General features: G+C 60.3%; 16 protein-coding genes. 5 read left to right on the plus strand and 11 right to left on the minus strand.

Annotated elements, in window-relative coordinates; genetic code table 11:
- Positions 1-27 precede the first annotated feature (27 nt).
- From QDY28_RS14690 to QDY28_RS14725, 8 genes are all read right to left on the minus strand, one after another.
- Positions 28-900 carry a LysR family transcriptional regulator gene (locus tag QDY28_RS14690; protein ID WP_331382420.1) on the minus strand — a complete coding sequence of 291 codons (873 nt, stop codon included), beginning with the start codon at positions 898-900 and terminating at the stop codon, positions 28-30.
- A 48-nt stretch (positions 901-948) separates the two neighbouring features.
- Positions 949-2,916: a hydantoinase B/oxoprolinase family protein gene (locus QDY28_RS14695; RefSeq protein ID WP_331382421.1), complete on the minus strand. Its 1,968-nt coding sequence runs from the start codon at positions 2,914-2,916 to the stop codon at positions 949-951.
- A gap of 1 nt (position 2,917) precedes the next feature.
- Positions 2,918-4,963: a hydantoinase/oxoprolinase family protein gene (locus QDY28_RS14700; RefSeq protein WP_331382422.1), complete on the minus strand. Its 2,046-nt coding sequence runs from the start codon at positions 4,961-4,963 to the stop codon at positions 2,918-2,920.
- Between the two features lie 90 nt (positions 4,964-5,053).
- Positions 5,054-5,518, minus strand: a complete 465-nt coding sequence (locus QDY28_RS14705) for a GNAT family N-acetyltransferase (RefSeq protein WP_331382423.1) — start codon at positions 5,516-5,518, stop codon at positions 5,054-5,056.
- Positions 5,515-5,871, minus strand: a complete 357-nt coding sequence (locus tag QDY28_RS14710) for a cupin domain-containing protein (RefSeq protein WP_331382424.1) — start codon at positions 5,869-5,871, stop codon at positions 5,515-5,517. Before QDY28_RS14710 ends, QDY28_RS14705 begins: the two co-directional genes overlap by 4 nt.
- Before the next feature lie 21 nt (positions 5,872-5,892).
- Entirely contained in the window at positions 5,893-6,816 is a 924-nt protein-coding gene (locus QDY28_RS14715; protein WP_331382425.1) for a 2-hydroxyacid dehydrogenase, read from the minus strand.
- A gap of 126 nt (positions 6,817-6,942) precedes the next feature.
- Positions 6,943-8,076 carry an acetylornithine deacetylase gene (gene argE / locus QDY28_RS14720; protein ID WP_331382426.1) on the minus strand — a complete coding sequence of 378 codons (1,134 nt, stop codon included), beginning with the start codon at positions 8,074-8,076 and terminating at the stop codon, positions 6,943-6,945.
- Positions 8,076-9,404, minus strand: coding sequence for an NAD(P)/FAD-dependent oxidoreductase (locus QDY28_RS14725; protein WP_331382427.1), 1,329 nt, complete (start codon positions 9,402-9,404; stop codon positions 8,076-8,078). Before QDY28_RS14725 ends, argE begins: the two co-directional genes overlap by 1 nt.
- A 276-nt stretch (positions 9,405-9,680) precedes the next feature.
- Here QDY28_RS14725 and QDY28_RS14730 point away from each other — a divergent pair, with 276 nt between their 5' ends.
- From QDY28_RS14730 to QDY28_RS14740, 3 genes are all read left to right on the plus strand, one after another.
- Entirely contained in the window at positions 9,681-10,580 is a 900-nt protein-coding gene (locus tag QDY28_RS14730) for a GNAT family N-acetyltransferase (RefSeq protein ID WP_331382428.1), read from the plus strand.
- A 197-nt stretch (positions 10,581-10,777) separates the two neighbouring features.
- Positions 10,778-11,323 carry a DUF4334 domain-containing protein gene (locus QDY28_RS14735; protein WP_331382429.1) on the plus strand — a complete coding sequence of 182 codons (546 nt, stop codon included), beginning with the start codon at positions 10,778-10,780 and terminating at the stop codon, positions 11,321-11,323.
- A 246-nt stretch (positions 11,324-11,569) separates the two neighbouring features.
- The gene (locus QDY28_RS14740; RefSeq protein ID WP_331382430.1) at positions 11,570-11,905 is read left to right on the plus strand and encodes a hypothetical protein; all 336 of its coding nucleotides are present in this window, start codon (positions 11,570-11,572) and stop codon (positions 11,903-11,905) included.
- An 86-nt stretch (positions 11,906-11,991) separates the two neighbouring features.
- Here the strand turns inward: QDY28_RS14740 and QDY28_RS14745 are convergent, their stop codons facing one another.
- Both QDY28_RS14745 and QDY28_RS14750 read right to left on the minus strand, forming a co-directional pair.
- Entirely contained in the window at positions 11,992-12,279 is a 288-nt protein-coding gene (locus QDY28_RS14745; RefSeq protein ID WP_331382431.1) for a hypothetical protein, read from the minus strand.
- Between the two features lie 146 nt (positions 12,280-12,425).
- Positions 12,426-13,448, minus strand: a complete 1,023-nt coding sequence (locus tag QDY28_RS14750) for an LLM class flavin-dependent oxidoreductase (protein ID WP_331382432.1) — start codon at positions 13,446-13,448, stop codon at positions 12,426-12,428.
- A 357-nt stretch (positions 13,449-13,805) separates the two neighbouring features.
- On the opposite strand from QDY28_RS14750, the gene QDY28_RS14755 reads away from it, so the two are divergent.
- Positions 13,806-14,240: a potassium channel family protein gene (locus QDY28_RS14755; RefSeq protein ID WP_331382433.1), complete on the plus strand. Its 435-nt coding sequence runs from the start codon at positions 13,806-13,808 to the stop codon at positions 14,238-14,240.
- Positions 14,241-14,267: 27 nt separating this feature from the next.
- Here QDY28_RS14755 and cax read toward each other — a convergent pair whose 3' ends face one another.
- On the minus strand, positions 14,268-15,416 hold the full coding sequence (gene cax, locus QDY28_RS14760) for a calcium/proton exchanger (protein ID WP_331382434.1): 1,149 nt from the start codon (positions 15,414-15,416) through the stop codon (positions 14,268-14,270).
- A 112-nt stretch (positions 15,417-15,528) separates the two neighbouring features.
- On the opposite strand from cax, the gene QDY28_RS14765 reads away from it, so the two are divergent.
- Complete coding sequence (locus tag QDY28_RS14765) at positions 15,529-15,804, plus strand: hypothetical protein (protein WP_331382435.1); 276 nt, start codon at positions 15,529-15,531, stop codon at positions 15,802-15,804.
- The last annotated feature ends 173 nt before the right edge of the window (positions 15,805-15,977 follow it).

The following is a 15,977-nucleotide window of genomic DNA, read 5'->3' on the forward strand; positions in this document are numbered from 1 at the left end:
CGGTGTTTCAGCGCAAGATTCGGCGCTTCAGAGAACGTCACGCAGTGTGGCGAGGAAGGGCCGCACAAAGCGCGAGGCGGGCCGGGCGTCATTGGTGGCCGCGACCATCTGCATGGCAAGCTGCGGTTCGAAGGGGCGGGCAACCAGGCCTTCGAAGCCGTGCCAGGCAACGAGCCCGTCTACCAAGGCGATGCCGAGACCCTCGCGCACGAGCGGCACCGCGCCGACTGAGGAAGCAATCTGAATGGCAACCTCGCGCTGCCGGCCGCAACTTGCAAAGGCCGCGTCCATCCCTGCGCCGATTTCCGCATGGGCACCGTAGGAGATCAGCGGCAAACCGTCGAGATCGGAAGGGCCGATCGCCGCCTTCGATGTCAAAGGATCGTCGGCGCGCATCACAGCCACGATCGGAACATCGCTGAGGATTTCGCTGCGAACCGTCGGGGCTTCGATCACCGACAGGGTCACGGCAAGGTCGATGTCGCCGAGAAGCAGCGCCTCGGCGATCTCTCGTTTCGGCAGGGCATGGAGGTGAACTTTTACTTCCGGATGCTTCGCGCGAAAGCGCAGGAGTGCCTTGGGAAGCACCGAATAGGTCACCGCCAGGCTGATGCCGAGCCGCAACAGGCCGATCTTTTGCGCACCGAGATCCCGCGCCAGCGATTTCAGAGCTTCGATCTCGCGAAAGACCCGGTCGGCATCCGCAAACAGCAGATTTGCTTCCATGGTCGGCACGAGCCGCCCCCCGATGCGATCAAACAGCCGATAGCCGAGTTGACTTTCCAGGTGATGGAGAAACTTGCTGGCTGCCGGCTGTGAAATCCCGAGCGAATTCGCAGCCGCAGTCAGCGTGCCGTCGCGCATGATCGCCCGGAAGATTTCTAGCTGGCGTGCGTTCATGTGGTCCGCCGTTGGGTTATGGAAGTCATAACCAATCGTCGCAGACTGTCAAACGCCGTAGCGGTCGCGCATATCGGCGAAAATCGCGTGCATCTGTTCGGCGACGCTATCGCCGGACCCCTTTGAGCCGGAAGCGACCGCATCGAAGATCCTGTGCTTCAAAAAGAAGCGCCAGCCGACCGGGACGCCGGCAAGGAAGGTCGTCAGCAGATCATAGCGTTGCTCCGTCCACACCGATTCAAATGAGATCCGCTCAACCGCATAGGTGATCGGATCGGTTGTCAGTGAGCGCCGGGCGCGCAAGGCCGCCGTCACTTCGCCGTCCACCACGCCCTCCGATATCGCCACACCATAGTCGCGTCGCGCGCTTTCCATGGAGACGGCGCCGCACCGCACATCGCGGACGACGGTTTCAACCGGCCGCGCGAACGGATCACCATAGCCGCCGGCACCAGGACCAATAACGCGGATCACGTCGCCGGGATTGCAACGGACGAAATCGGTATTCCCAAGCGACATCTCATCATCTCTGCCGGGATTGCGGATAAAGCGCGAGATCGTGCCGGCATGGCCGCGTGCAAGGCCCCAGGAGGGCATGACCGAGCGATTGCGATTGCGCGCCGTCACGACGGTTTCCGGCGCCGAGACCTGGAATTCCATCACCGCCGACAAGCCGCCGCGATAGCGGCCCGGTGCGCCGGTATCGGCTTCCAGTCCGTAGCGCAGAAAACGGATCGGCACTTCCGCCTCGCTGATCTCAATCGGGGTATTGCGCAGGAAACCCGTGGCGCCGCCGGCGCCATCGCTTCCGTCGCCGATGGGTGTTCCGCCGCCGCCGCCCCCGACCGGGCCGATCGAGGCCATGACCGGCCGGCCGTTTCTGGCGCTGGTCTTGATATTCATAATCGCATTACCGCCGGGAGACGCGGCCGGTATCAGCTCGGGAAGCGCCTTCGCAAAGGCGCCGACAGTTACGATCTGGGTCATGGCGCAGGTCAGCGAGCGCATGCCGACAGCAGCGGGACGCTGACAGTTGACGATGCTTCCTTCGGGGAGCACCGCACGCGCCGGCCGGAGCGTTCCGGCATTCAGCAGCAGGGAATTGTCGAGCGTGTAAAGGACATAGGTCAGACCCACCATTACCAGGGGATGGCGCTCGCGTCCGCCGGTCGGCATGTTGAGCGAGGACCCCAATTGCGGATCACTGCCGGTATAGTCGAGTTCGATCTCATCGCCGCGAATGCGAAGCGTCAGAGCGACGCGGCAAGGCTTGCCGCCGACCGAATCCTCATCGGCATAGTCCGCGAAGAAATAGTCGCCGTCCGGTATGCGCTTGAGAATGGCGCGCGTCTGTTCTTCGGCATAGTCGAAAATCTGGCCGACCCCGTCGATGAAATCGTCAAAGCCGAAGCGCGCAATGATCTCCTTCAGCTTGCGCTCGCCGATATTGACCGAGGCAATCTGGGCATTGAGATCGCCGATGTTCTGGTCCGGCAGACGGACATTGGCGCGGATGGTGCGCAGCACGAAGTCGTTGATTTCGCCGTTCTCAACGAGCTTGATTGGCGGAATACGCAGCCCCTCCTGCTCAATTTCGCTGAGCGATCGCGACAGGGAAGCAGGCACGGCGCCTCCGACATCGGTGTTGTGGATGTGGCCGACGACGAAGCAGGCGATCTCGCCGCCGTGAAATACCGGTTTCCAAATGTGGATATCGGGGGAATGGGTCGCGACAAAGCCGCTATAGGGATCATTAGTGATGCAGATGTCGCCCTCGGCATAGTCGTCGAACATGTCGAGGAGCGGCCGGTAATCGATGCCGCTATACCAGGGGGCCCCGAATTGTCGCGGGCTTGCGAAGGCAAGCCCCTCGCGCGTCACCACCTGGCAGGAGAAGTCCTCCGTTTCCTTGACGAAGGCGGAGTGCGCCGTACGCATCAGCGTGAAGGCCATCGCATCGGCGGCGGCGGCACAGAAGTTGGCGAGCACTTTCAGATTTCTGCGATCGATCGCCATGTCAGGCCTCCACGCGGGTGATGACGAGATTGCCGAACCTATCGACATCGACGGCGAAATCCGGCGGGACGACCGTCGTCGTATCGTCCTGTGCGATAATTGCCGGTCCAGTCAGGCGATGTGCCGCTCGTAAATCGCTGCGGTGATAGACCGCAGTCGTGGCGAGGCGACCGTCGAACCAGGCTTCGACCGAAAAACGGGGCTGGGCAGGTTCGTATGCCGGGCTGAGTTCGGCGAGATATGGTTTCGGCGTCGCGCCCGATATGGTCAGGCGGAGATTGATCATCTGCGCCGGCGAAGCCGGTGCCGCATGGCCGAAGAGCCGCGCATGTTCGGCATGGAAGGCAGTGACGATGGCATCGGCATCGATTTCTTCGAGCCAATCGCCCTGAAGCGCAACCTCGACTTCGTAGGATTGACCGAGATAGCGCATGTCGGCAAAGGCCTGGATGACGGCAGGCCCCGCAAAGCCCTGCTTTTGCCGCAGCCAGTGCTCGGCTTCCGCCTTCAATTCCCGGTACGGCGCGGCAACATTTGCCATGGCCTCCGGTGTCACGTCGCAATAGACAGTACGGATGAAGTCGTTCTTCAGATCGGCGATCAAGCCTCCGAGCGCCGAGACGACGCCTGGGGTGGGCGGAACCACGACGCCCTTCATATCGAGTTCACGAGCCAGGAAGCAGGCCAGCATGGCGCCGGCACCGCCGAAAGCGAAGAGATGGAATTCCCGTGGGTCTATGCCGAAACGGGAGATCAGGCCGCTGACCTCGGCATACATGCCCGAGACGGATATATTGAGGATGTCGTTTGCCGTCGCTTCGATCGTCCCGCCGAGCGCGGATGCCAGCGGAGCAATTGCCGCGCGCGCAGCGGCGCGGTCGACCTCGACCGCACCGTAGCCAAGCGGCATATGGCCGATCAGATTGCAGGCTGCGACCGCATCGGTGACCGTCGGCCTTGCGCCGCCGCGCCCGTAGCAGGCAGGACCCGGCGTCGACCCGGCACTGTCAGGTCCGACCTGCAGCATGCCGAAGGCATCCACCCAGGCAATGGAGCCGCCGCCCTGTCCGACGGAACTCACCGATACGGAGGGGATGTGGATCTGGAAATCCCCGATCAGTTCGCCGACACCATATTGCGGCAGACCGTCGACAATGACCGCGACATCGGCGCTGGTGCCGCCGATATCGAGGCTTAAAATGCGCTCGAAACCGCTGGCCTTGGCGAGATAGCCCGCCCCGATCACCCCGGAAGCCGTGCCGGAAAGGATCATCTGCACGCAATCATTTCGCGCCTGGTCGATGCCCATGACGCCGCCATTGCTCTTGGTGATCAGCAGCGGGCAGGCGAGCCCTTCCTGTCTCAGCACGCTTTCGAAACGGTCGAGATAGCGGGAGACGCGCGGCTGCACATAGCCGCTGATCACGGCCGTTATGGTGCGCTCATATTCGCGGATGATCGGCCAGGTCTGCGCGGAGGAGAAGACCGGCAGACCGGGTGCAAACCTTTCGATTATCGCCTTGACGGCAAGTTCGTTGGCCGGATTGCGATAAGCATTGAGGAAGGCGATGACGATACCCTTGCAACCGGACCGTTCGGCGGCACGTACGGCCTTCTCCACGTCGTCCTCACGCGGAGGCTCGAGTATCTCGCCCGTTGCAGCAGTTCGCTCGTCGATGCCGAACACGCGGTCGCGCGCAATCAGCGGCTCCGGGCGCACAGAATAGAGATTGTGGATCTGCGGGATCTTCAGGCGCGCGATCTGCAGCACGTCTTCGAAATTCCGTGTCGTGAACAGCGCGAGGTCATGGCCGTTGCGCTGAATGACCGTGTTGACGCCGACGGTCGTGCCGTGGGTGAAGTAATCGACCTCAGCAGGATCGAGCCCGTCGCGGGCCTTCAGCGTCGAAAGACCTGCCGTGATTTCCGCTCCCGGCTCATCCGGCCGGGAGAAGACCTTGAGGGTAGAGATGCGCCCGCTGGCCTCGTCAAACACCGCAAAATCGGTGAAGGATCCGCCGACGTCGACCCCGATGCGATAACCCATGTGCTGTTTTCCTTGTGCTGGTGCGCGGCAGAATGGCGAGGAAGCGCCACGGTCGCCAGTCACAAGGGCAGCGCACGCCATAACCGGTGGTTATGGGCCTTGGGTGATTTTTCGGATGCTCATGTAATATTCCGGGTGTGGAACGGGCGTGAAGCCGGCTTTGGCGTAGACTGCATGAGCATCGCGCGTCGCCAGCATCCAATTGCCAACTGTTTTCAGCTCGGGATGTCTGCGAACCGCGGTCGCAAGAAATGTCGCGAGGCCCCGGCCGCGATGGTCCGGCAGGGTGAAGACATCGCGCAGATAGGCAAAGATGGCGAGATCCGTGACAACGCGGGCAAAAGCGGCAAAATCGCCGTTTGGCGCATAGATCGCGACCGGCAGCGAACCGGCGAGCGCCCGTTCGAGCAACGCGCGGTCGAGGCCGCGCGCCCAATAGGATTCTTCCGAGAGATAGCGATGGATCCGATCGACATCGAGCCGACCGCGATCCGTGCTCAGCGTATAGCCCTCATGTTGGGCCTCGAAGACCGGCAAGTCGACGAGGCTTGTCATGGGCTGACGGTCACATAGATCTTGCGGACGGTCTCGATCGTCCGCCATACGCCCCTGAATCCCGGCTTCATGACGAAGCTGTCGCCGGCGCGATAGGTAATGGCCGTGCCATCCTCTTCGGTCAGTTCGATGACGCCCTGAAGGATGTGGCAGAATTCGAACGTCTCGCCCTTGATCGATCGAGTTTCACCGGGAGTCGCTTCCCATACGCCGGTGTTGATTATTCCGTCGCGCGCGCTGTCCTGCGCCCAGGTCTTGAAGGAGGGATCTCCGGAAATCAGCCGATCCGGCATGGCCTTGGAGTGTTTCGGGTCGAATGCCGGCTTCGGGTCGATGGTTTTCAAGAGAGACATGGGGTTCCTTCCTTATGATAATCAGTAGCCGCGGCTGCGATCGACAAGACCGATCGGGTCAAGCCCGGCTTCGTGACGGCGAATATTGGCGATAACCGTGTTTGCGGCCGTCTCCGGCTGGGTGACGCTGGCAATGTGCGGCGTGAGAATGATCTTTGGGTGGCGCCAAAGCGCGTGGTCGGCCGGCAGGGGCTCGGGTTCGGTGACGTCGAGAACAGCGCCGGCGATATGGCCGCTGTCGAGCGCTTCGATAAGAGCCTCCGCATCGAGCTGCTGACCGCGGCCGGCATGCACGAGACAGGCTGCTTGCGGCAGAGCCTTGAAGAGATCGGCATTCAGGATGCCCCGTGTCTCGGGCGTCAGCGGCAAGAGGCAGACGAGGATATCGACGTCCGCTAAAAAATCCGGCAACTGATCCGCTCCGCTATGGCAGGCGATGCCCTCGATGCTGCGCGGCGAGCGACTCCACCCGCGAAGCGGAAAGCCGAAGGGACGCAGCCGCTCGATGACGGCAAGGCCGAGATTGCCGAGGCCGAGTATGCCGACACGCCGGTCGGCTGCCTGCCGAACCGGGCGGGAGGCCCATTTGCCCGCCCTCTGCTGCTCGATATAGCCGGCCAGATCGCGATGCAGGGCAAGGACGCCAAGCGTCACATATTCCTGCATCATCCTGATAATGCCGTCCTCGACCATGCGGACCAGTTTGACCTTGCCCGGCAGCGCGGCCAGCGAGAACTGGTCGACGCCTGCGCCGATCGAAAACAGGATTTCGAGATTGCGATAGCGGTCGAGATCGACCGGCGCTGTCCAGGTCAGCAGATATTTGATTGTCGCCGGATCGACGCTTGCCGGGTCTGTGATGAACGGGGTGGCTGGCAATTCGCGCGCGAAAGCCGCCGCAAAGATTGTTGCCCGTTCGGCATCGGAGTTGAACAGAAAAGCCATGGGCCTCCTCGCGCTTACGTCACATCATCCTGCTGAGATTTCCACGGCAGGATGGATCGAAGTGAGGCCTGTCGACCGCATATCGATCCGATTTTTGCGTTTGGACATGCTTGTCGTCGCCGTCGATCATCGGGCAATACGGTCCCCGAGCGCTTCGATCATCCTGATGCAGGCGGACAATTCGTCGTCCTCGATGAATTCATTGGCTTTGTGAGCCCGCCCGATATCGCCCGGACCGCAGATGATCGCCTCCATTCCGGCCGCCTGGTAAAGGCCTGCCTCCGTGCCGTAGCTGACGGCAGCGAGCGGTGTTTGCCCCGTCAGGTCCTCCATCAGCAGAGCCAGCGGCGCATCGGCGGCGAGTGAAAGCGCCGGATAGCTGCTGATGAGCTCCCACTGCGCCGCAAAGCCCCGCTCTTTCAAGGCATCCAGCCGTCCCTCGATCCCCGCGAGCAGCTCTGTTGGCTCGACACTCGCTATAGCCCGTGCCTCCAGCTCGACCGTACACTCCTGGGGAATGACATTGACAGCCTGTCCGCCACGGATCGTGCCGATCTGCAGCGAGGAATAGGGCGGCTCGAAATTGTTGTCGAACGGCCCTCCGGTGAGGCGCTCGGCGGTCATGACTGCTTCATTAAGAATGTCCGTCATGGCATGAATGGCATTGAGGCCGAGATCTGGCCGCGACGAATGGCCGGCTCGACCGCCGATCACGACCCTTGCCCCCGCTTTCCCCTTGTGGGCGCGAATGGCGCGCATGCCGCTCGGCTCGCCGATGATGCATCCTTCCGGCTTCGCGCAGAGATCGGGAAGCTTTGCAATCAGATGCGGAACGCCGCGGCAGCCGGCTTCCTCGTCATAGGAAAAAGCAAGATGCAACGGCCGGGCGAGCGGGCGTGCGGCAATGGCCGGCAGCGCAGCAAGCGCGCAGGCGAGAAAGCCCTTCATGTCGCTCGTTCCGCGGCCTGTGAGTCGTGTGCCGTTTCGCTGCAGGCGAAAGGGATTGCTTGTCCATCCGGGTTCGGTTGCCGCGACGACTTCCATGTGCCCCGAAAGCAGGTATCCCGGCCGGTCGGCCGGGCCGACGGTGGCAAACAGGTTGGATCGGTCTCCTTCAGGTCCGGTAAGGACGACGACCTTGGCGCCGGCCCGTTCCAGATAATCGGCGGTCCAGCCGACGATCTCATGGTTTGGCGTACCGACTACAGAGGGAAATCCAACCAATTTTTCCAGGATCTGTTCCGCTGTCATCGCAATCATCACAGCATCCCCGGCTTTCCAAGATCGGTGCCGTCGATCAGGCGCTCATACCGATAGGGCGCAGGATCGACGCAAGGCTTTTCACCACGAATGAGATCTGCGGCCAGCATGCCGGCGGCGGGTCCGATCCCAAAGCCGTGACCGCTGAAGCCCGACGAAACGAACAGGCCAGGCCGCGAAGCGATCGCGGAGATTACGGGTATGGCATCCGGAGTGGAATCCACCATGCCGCCCCAGGATTCGGCGGGACGAATACCGGCAAGCTTCGGGTAGGTCGCGACGAGCCGGGCAATGCCGCGCTCGACAAGATGGGCATCCGGCCGCGGATCGAGCGTGCGGATGCGCTCGAAGGGGGAAATGCCGTCCGCCTTCCAGCGGGCAATCGCTTCCGGACCTTCGATAAATTGGCGGCTGAGGGCAAAAGTCAGGCCCTTCCGCCTTGTCTGAAACGTGCGCCAGAAATCGCGGGCTTGCAGCAGTCCGTAGGGGGTGATCTGCAACTGACCAAGACCGCTCAATCCCACAGTATAGCCGCCATCGAGCCGCCGGCGGATCGTCACGTCCTCCATCGCGACCCCGCCATCGGTCACGGCGGGTGCGGCGACGGTATAGAACGATGTGGATTTGACGCATGCCTGCAGGAAGCGGATTCCGTGGTGTCTGAGGAACATGCCGCTCCAAGCGCCGCCGGCAACCAGAACGGCGGAGGCGCGGATTGCGCCCTTTTCCGTGACGACGCCGCTGATTCGCCCCGCTTCCGTTTCAAGCTCGCGGGCGGCACAGTTTTGAACGATCACAGCACCATGCCGCTGGGCGCCACGCGCCAATGCCGGCACGGCAAGCTCGGGTTCCGCGCGTCCATCGGTCGGAGAATGGACGCCGCCGTTCCAAGAACGATTATTGCCGGGAAGCATCGTGGCACATTCGGCTCCCGTTAGCATGCGTGTGTCGACGCCGAACTCTTTGCCGACGTGGCTCCAGCGCTCCCAGGCGCTCAGGTCGGCTTTACGGGTTGTGGCATAGACGAGACCGGTGCGGCGAAAGCCGGTTTCTTCGCCGAGCTCCGCATTGAGACTGTCCCATCTGTGCAGGGCAAGCTGTGCGAGCGGCAGCTCGCGCGGATCACGATTCTGCTGGCGACACCAACCCCAGTTGCGGCTCGATTGCTCGCCGGCGACCACGCCCTTCTCGATGAGGACGACGGAGGTTCCGCGCCGGGCGAGTTCGTAGGCCGTCGCGACACCGGCCATGCCGCCGCCTAGGATAATGACATCGGCAGATTTCGGAACATCCTGGTTGCTTGCGACGCGGCCGACGGGAGGGGACATCGAGGGACCTCTGAAAATGCATGTAGCGAAGGCTTCTTGGAAGCGGAAGGTTTCCAGCAGGATAGGCCGCGGCCTCGCCCCTGCCTGCCGAAAGCCCCGCTGGTTTGGTGGAATCTTTCGAATTTGCGGCGACCTCAAGCGTATTCTGTTGCATGATCGCCGCTACAACCAATGCGGGGGTGGTCCGTTGCCGAAAACATGAAAGGCCATCCTGCGCTATGGGCCAAAGGTTCGGGCCAGTTCGCGGGAACGCGTGCATTAGAAGGGGAGACAGTCATGGCAAGATCGAGTTCGATCCAACTGGATTCCTTTGAGCTGACCATCGGCGAGATAGAGAATGCCGATCTCGATGCTCTGCATACGCTTTCGCTGTCGGTCGGCTGGCCGCATCGCGCCGAGGACTGGCAGATCGTTCGCGAGATGGGGCGCGGCGTCGTGGCGCGTGACGCGATAGGCCGCGTGCTCGGCTCCGCAATGTGGTTCGACTTTGCTCCGGACTTCACCACCCTCGGCATGGTCATCACCTCTCCAAGATTGCAGATGCTGGGGACTGGTCGGTGGATGATGGAGCATGTGATTGCGCAGACCGGCTCCCGTGCGCTCGGCCTTAATGCCACACGGGCCGCCAAGCGGCTCTACCAGTCGCTGGGCTTTCGCGCGGAAAAGATCGTCTATCAGTGCAATGGAGAAGCGGTCTCTCCTCCCGAGGTGCCACTGCCCCCACGCACCCGGCTGCGAGCGCTCGACCAAGCCGATCATACGGAAATCGCGGCGCTGGATCTCGCGGCCTATGGCGCGGATCGCATGCCTGTGCTTGCGCGCCTGTTGAATGTCTCGAAGGGTCTGGCGCTCATACGCGACGGCCGCATCGTTGCCTTTTCGCTTTGCCGGCGCTTCGGGCGTGGCCACGTGATTGGTCCGGTCGTCGCAGCCAGTGACGAAGAGGCAATCGCTGTCGTCCGGCCGCATGTCGCCGATCATGCCGGCAGCTTCCTGCGGATTGATACCCGCCAGCAGAGCGGCGCATTTCCGCAATTCATCGCGCAATCGGGCCTGCCGGTCTACGATACGGTGACGAGCATGTCGATGAGACGCGCATGGCTGCAGGGAGACGGAGCTCAGCCGAGTGGCGGAGGGCCGCTCATTTACGGTTTGGCGAGTCAGGCCTTGGGATAGCGGTCCCGGAACTTATACAACGAACAGTATTCGGCCGTCTTTGCATGGGATGATTCGGACCTTGATTTGACCACTAGAGCAATTCCAGGAAAAGTGCGTAGCGGTTTTCCGTCCGGAATTGCGTGAAAACAAAGAGATAGAGCAGTTCAGCGATTCCGTGAAGCGCTGAACTGCTCTAAGTTTCCGAGTTGAGCGACGTGGAAAACACCGCCAGGCAAATCCCGAGCAGTTTTCGATCGCAGGCCGACGGCCTTGCCTATTTCGACAGCCTAAGCGTCGCGCCGGTCACCGGACTTGCCGGACTTTGGCAGGGTCATGGTGTGGCATCCGAACACCCGCTGGATGGTGTCTTGGAAAATCTTGGATGGTACGGCAAACGCTTCACGACTGATCTGAGAGCCGATGCGCTGCTGTTTGCCGTAGGGCCTCATCGCCTGGTCGCCATCGATCCGGCAATGATCCCTCTGCGACTGGCATTCCGCTTTCATCGTTTCGGACGAACCCAGGTGGCGCGCAACTTGTTTTCGTATCTGCAGAAAATCTGCCGAGCAAAAGCACCGGTCGCTTCTCTCAGATCAATGTCCTTCAGGGGAAAGACAAGTACGGCCATGGTGTATGACAGGCAGCCGATTACTGATCATTTCCGCAGAATCGACGAAGACCGGCTTCTCGGCGTCATGGCGGTCGAGGGAGTTGACCGCCATTATTTTTTCGTTCTGACGCGTACAAAGAGGGCGCCTTAGATCGCCGCCAGGCGCGCTACTTGGCGGTATGCGGCCACACATGGGTGTTCTCCACAAATCCCTGCGCTATTTAAGTTTATTAACGAGCATAGGATAGGTCGCTTCCCACACTCCAGCTTGGCACCGGATGAAGCGGCTAAGCGGACCTTGTGAGTCACAGTGGTTACATGAATAGCTCGTTCGGGTAGCATTCAGGTAAGTACTGTATGATCCCGCCCATATCGCCGACACAGGAGGAAGCGAAAGATGTTTGGACGTTTCACAGGAATTTCTTGCATTGCGTTGATCGGACTCGCCGCAGTGCAATTGCTGCCGTCGACCGCGATGGCGCAGTATTACGACGACGATAACGGGCCGCCGCGCTGGGATCGTCAAGATCCCGACTGGGGTCGCTCGCGAGGGGATTGGGACCGTGGTGGATGCGGCCGGCGCGAACTCATGCGCGCTGCTCGTGAAGAGGGTTTCCGACGCATCGACTCCGTCCAAATGAACGGACGGCGCATCGTTGTGCGCGGCTGGAATGACGGTGGCCCGGACCGCATGATCTTCGCCAATCGGCCGGGTTGCCCGGCTCTCAACTAGCAGCCGAATCGCGATTTTATCGCGCGACGATGTAGCGGAAGCGTAGAAATGAGGCCCGGCATGGAATGCCGGGCCTTAATTGTGAGTTAGTCGCAACGGCGGATCGTTTTTGTGATTCGATCGCCATCTTCATTCATGCGCGTAATGGTCTTGGTGTAGCAACGGTCGCGGTCGTAATACCGATCGCGATGAATCCTGCCGACTGAAATTCCGCGATCGCTGATGATCACGCCGGCGCGATCACGATGATGCCCGTGATAATAGCCGTCATCGTATGAAGGACCGCCTATTACGAGGTCGTCGGCGAATGCAGGCACAGCGGCGGATCCCATGACGAGAACGGCGACTGCACATCCAATGATTGTATTTCGCATGTTCTTATCCTCCTTAATTGCATATTTAAGCAACGATTGAGGAGGGACATGGTTCCCATATAGGACTTCAGTCCAACATCGGGCTGGAAAGGCTGGCAAGCCGCGCAAGGGTCAATTGCCGAAAATTGATCCCCTCCCGAGCGGCGTCAGCGCCAGCCAAGTGCCGGCGCGATGTGGGTCAGAATCGCTTCGATGACATGCGCGTTATAGTCCACGCCGAGCTGGTTGGGGACAGTTAGGAGCAGCGTGTCGGCCTCGGCAATAGCCTCATCCTTTGCCAGTTGCTCGATGAGTTTATCCGGCTCTGCGGCGTAGCTGCGACCGAAGATCGCCCGGGTTTTCTCGTCGATGAAGCCGATCTTGTCCTCATTCTCGTTCCCATATCCAAAGTAGGCGCGGTCGCGGTCGTCGACCAGCGCAAAGATGCTGCGGCTGACCGATACCCGCGGCTCGCGCTGATGGCCGGCCGCTTTCCATGCCTCGCGAAACACTCTGATCTGGTCGGCCTGCTGAATATGAAACGGAAGCCCTGTCTCGTCATCCTTGAGCGTGGAGCTCTGCAGGTTCATCCCCAGCTTGGCAGCCCAAACCGCGGTGGCGTTCGAGCTGGCGCCCCACCAGATCCGCTCGCGCAGACCTTCCGAATGCGGCTCGATACGCAGGAGGCCAGGCGGATTTGGGAACATCGGCCGCGGATTGGGCTGCGCGAAGCCTTCGCCGCGCAAAACGTCGAGCAGGACCTCAGCGTGGCGCCGAGCCATCTGAGAATCGGTCTCGCCTTCGCCCGGCACGTAGCCAAAATGACGCCATCCGTCGATGACCTGCTCGGGGGAACCGCGGCTGATGCCGAGCTGCAGGCGCCCGCCGGCGATGATGTCGGCAGCACCGGCATCCTCGGCCATATAGAGTGGATTTTCGTAACGCATGTCGATGACCGCCGTGCCGATCTCGATACGGCTGGTCTTCGCGCCGACGGCCGCCAGCAGCGGGAAGGGCGAGGCAAGCTGACGGGCGAAATGATGCACGCGAAAATATGCTCCGTCTGCGCCCAGTTCCTCGGCCGCGACGGCGAGGTCGATAGACTGCAGAAGCGCGTCGGATGCCGATCGCGTCTGCGATTGGGATGAGGGCGTCCAGTGCCCGAACGATAGAAAGCCGATTTTCTTCATCGTCGTGTAGCCTCAAAACTGTGACATGCGCAGCTTACCTCTTGGCACAATTCCGGTCCGACATACAGTGTCGGTTATCGGCGCCACGGAATGAAGGGTGCCGTCAGTTAAATATGGGCCTTCGGCCATTGCTCTTATAAGGCCGCCACGCCGACAAGGGATTTCCGCAGGCACGATCACGCTGTTCGGGAGAAGCGAAGCAATATCGAATCTGTTTTCGACGATTTCATCCAATCTCCACCGGCAGTGAGTGCGGCATCATCGCCTATGACCCGCACCCGGAGCACGGCCTCATCGAACTCTGGTATACTCCAATCGAATTTGTCCGGAGCGTGTTCAGAATGTCAGGAGGCGCTTGTGTTTTTTCCAATTCTTTTCACTGGCGCGCTGATTGCAGCGACAGTTGTGATTCAAGCCGTGTTTATGTCGGCCGGACTGAGTGTCTTTCGCCGGATGGAAGTAAGTCGCCATGTTTACCTGCATCGCCGACCCACCGTCGTCACCGTGGTATGGGTAGTGTATTTGATCGTTCCAATTATACTCGACGTTTGCATTTGGGCGGCTTTCTATTACTTATCGTCAGCTCTTCCCGACCTCGAAGATGCTGTCTACTTTTCCACCGTAACGTTCACCACCGTTGGTTACGGTGACATCGTTCTTGGAAAAGAATGGCGGCAGATCGCCACTTTCGAGGCGGTCAACGGCTGGATCATATTTGGATGGGCAACGGCTCTCATGATGGCCGTCATTCAACGGCTTTATTTTCGTCCCGATAGCCAAGCGCAGCAATGAGGCGTGTGTACGCACCGTTTTCCTTTCTTACGACGGCGCGCCTGGGGGTAGAAGAAATAATGTGAGTCCGAAGATGGCATAGACGGCCAGCGCCATGACACCCGCGTACCATGCGCCGCGCCCGCCATTTGACAGTAAGGTGGCGGCGAGCGTCGCGACCAACATCATCGTGACCGCACCCCTCCAAAACTGAAGAGTCATCGGCGCCGGGCCGAGGAAATAGCTAACGAGCACGAGGACCGGAGCGACGAAAAGAGCGATCTGGGCAGCGCTTCCCAATGCGATGCTGACGCTGAGGTCCAATCTATTTGCGCGCGCCGCGGAAAATGCAGTTGTCATTTCTGCGGCTCCCCCGACGAGGGCGACGACGATAAAACCTACGAACGCGGGCGTCATGCCGAGATGAGTGGCGGCGATCTGGACGGAGCCGACGAAGATTTCACTGATCACCGCGACCAGCAGGGTAACGACGACTAAAATAATGATGCTTACCGAGAGTGGCCACAGCTTTTCGCCTTCATGGGCCTCGCTGGCGCTTGCGAAAAGCTCGCGGTGCGTCCTCAGAGAAAAAAACATACCCAATGCGTATACAGCGATAAGGAGGAGTGCCAGTCCCAGGCTTAGGTTTTGGACAGTGGCGGCCTCCGGTGTACGGTCTACCTCACCCACCAGGGACGGCACCAGAATAGCGATTGTAGCAAGGAATAGAAGGCAAGCCTTAAAACGTGCATTGACCCTGTTGAATTCCTGGACGTGATGGCGGAGACCACCAAACAGAAACGCGCCACCCAACATAAACAGCGTATTGGTGACGATCGCGCCAGCGAGTGAAGCCTTAACCAGCAGATATTGACCCGATTGCAGCGCGGCAAGCGAGATTACGAGTTCCGTCAGATTTCCGAGGGTGGCGTTGAGCAAGCCACCAACCGCATCGCCAGTCTTGGCGGCGACAGCTTCCGTCGCGCGGCTCAACAGCGCCGCTAGTGGCACAATTGCTATGATCGATATGAGAAACAGCAGCGTGTGTGCTTCTGGCGCAACCTGCTCCAAAACCACGGCGACCGGGACGAAAACAACAAGCGCCAGGAGTGGCCTCTGGCTGACTTCGGCTTTAATGATCCCGCCGATAGTGACGCGTGCCGGAGCAATGGGGCCTCTTCCCTCAAAATCGCTCATGACCAACCCCAAGGTTTGCGAAGCGCCCTACATTTGATATTTTCCATCGAGTGCGCGACTAGGTCTGCCACAACTTACCATGGGATGGCGGCCTTAGATACAGGAGCCGGTTATGCGGCGCATCCTCCTTCTTGCAATCGTCGGCTCGATCACCTGTTCCTGCGATCAGACGAGCACCCATACAGGCAGCTTTTCATTGCAGCCAATTCCGGGAAGCATCACCTATGGCGGTCAGCCGACGATGAAGCTTACGAAATCTCCCATCGGAAGCCAGGTCCCGCACCATTTCACCGACCAATGGGGAGATGACGTCTTCGAAACCTATATCATCCAGCCGGATCGCAGCCTGAGATTGGTCGATCGGAGAATTATCGAGCAGCCGTTCTAGGTTCGTATGCTTGCGAGTTCCTTGGTCGATGGGCTTTATACTTGAGTCAACACTAATATTTCAGATGGTTCGGCGATACTAACAGCATTCGTTTTTCTACCGCAAGTCGAACACACAACAAATCAAAGAATGAGAAATAATTAAACATGTTTGTATATCCTCGCATCTGATCT

The sequence above is a fragment of the Rhizobium sp. BR 362 genome (genome assembly GCF_036528765.1).
In the GTDB taxonomy this organism is placed as follows: Bacteria; Pseudomonadota; Alphaproteobacteria; order Rhizobiales; family Rhizobiaceae; genus Rhizobium.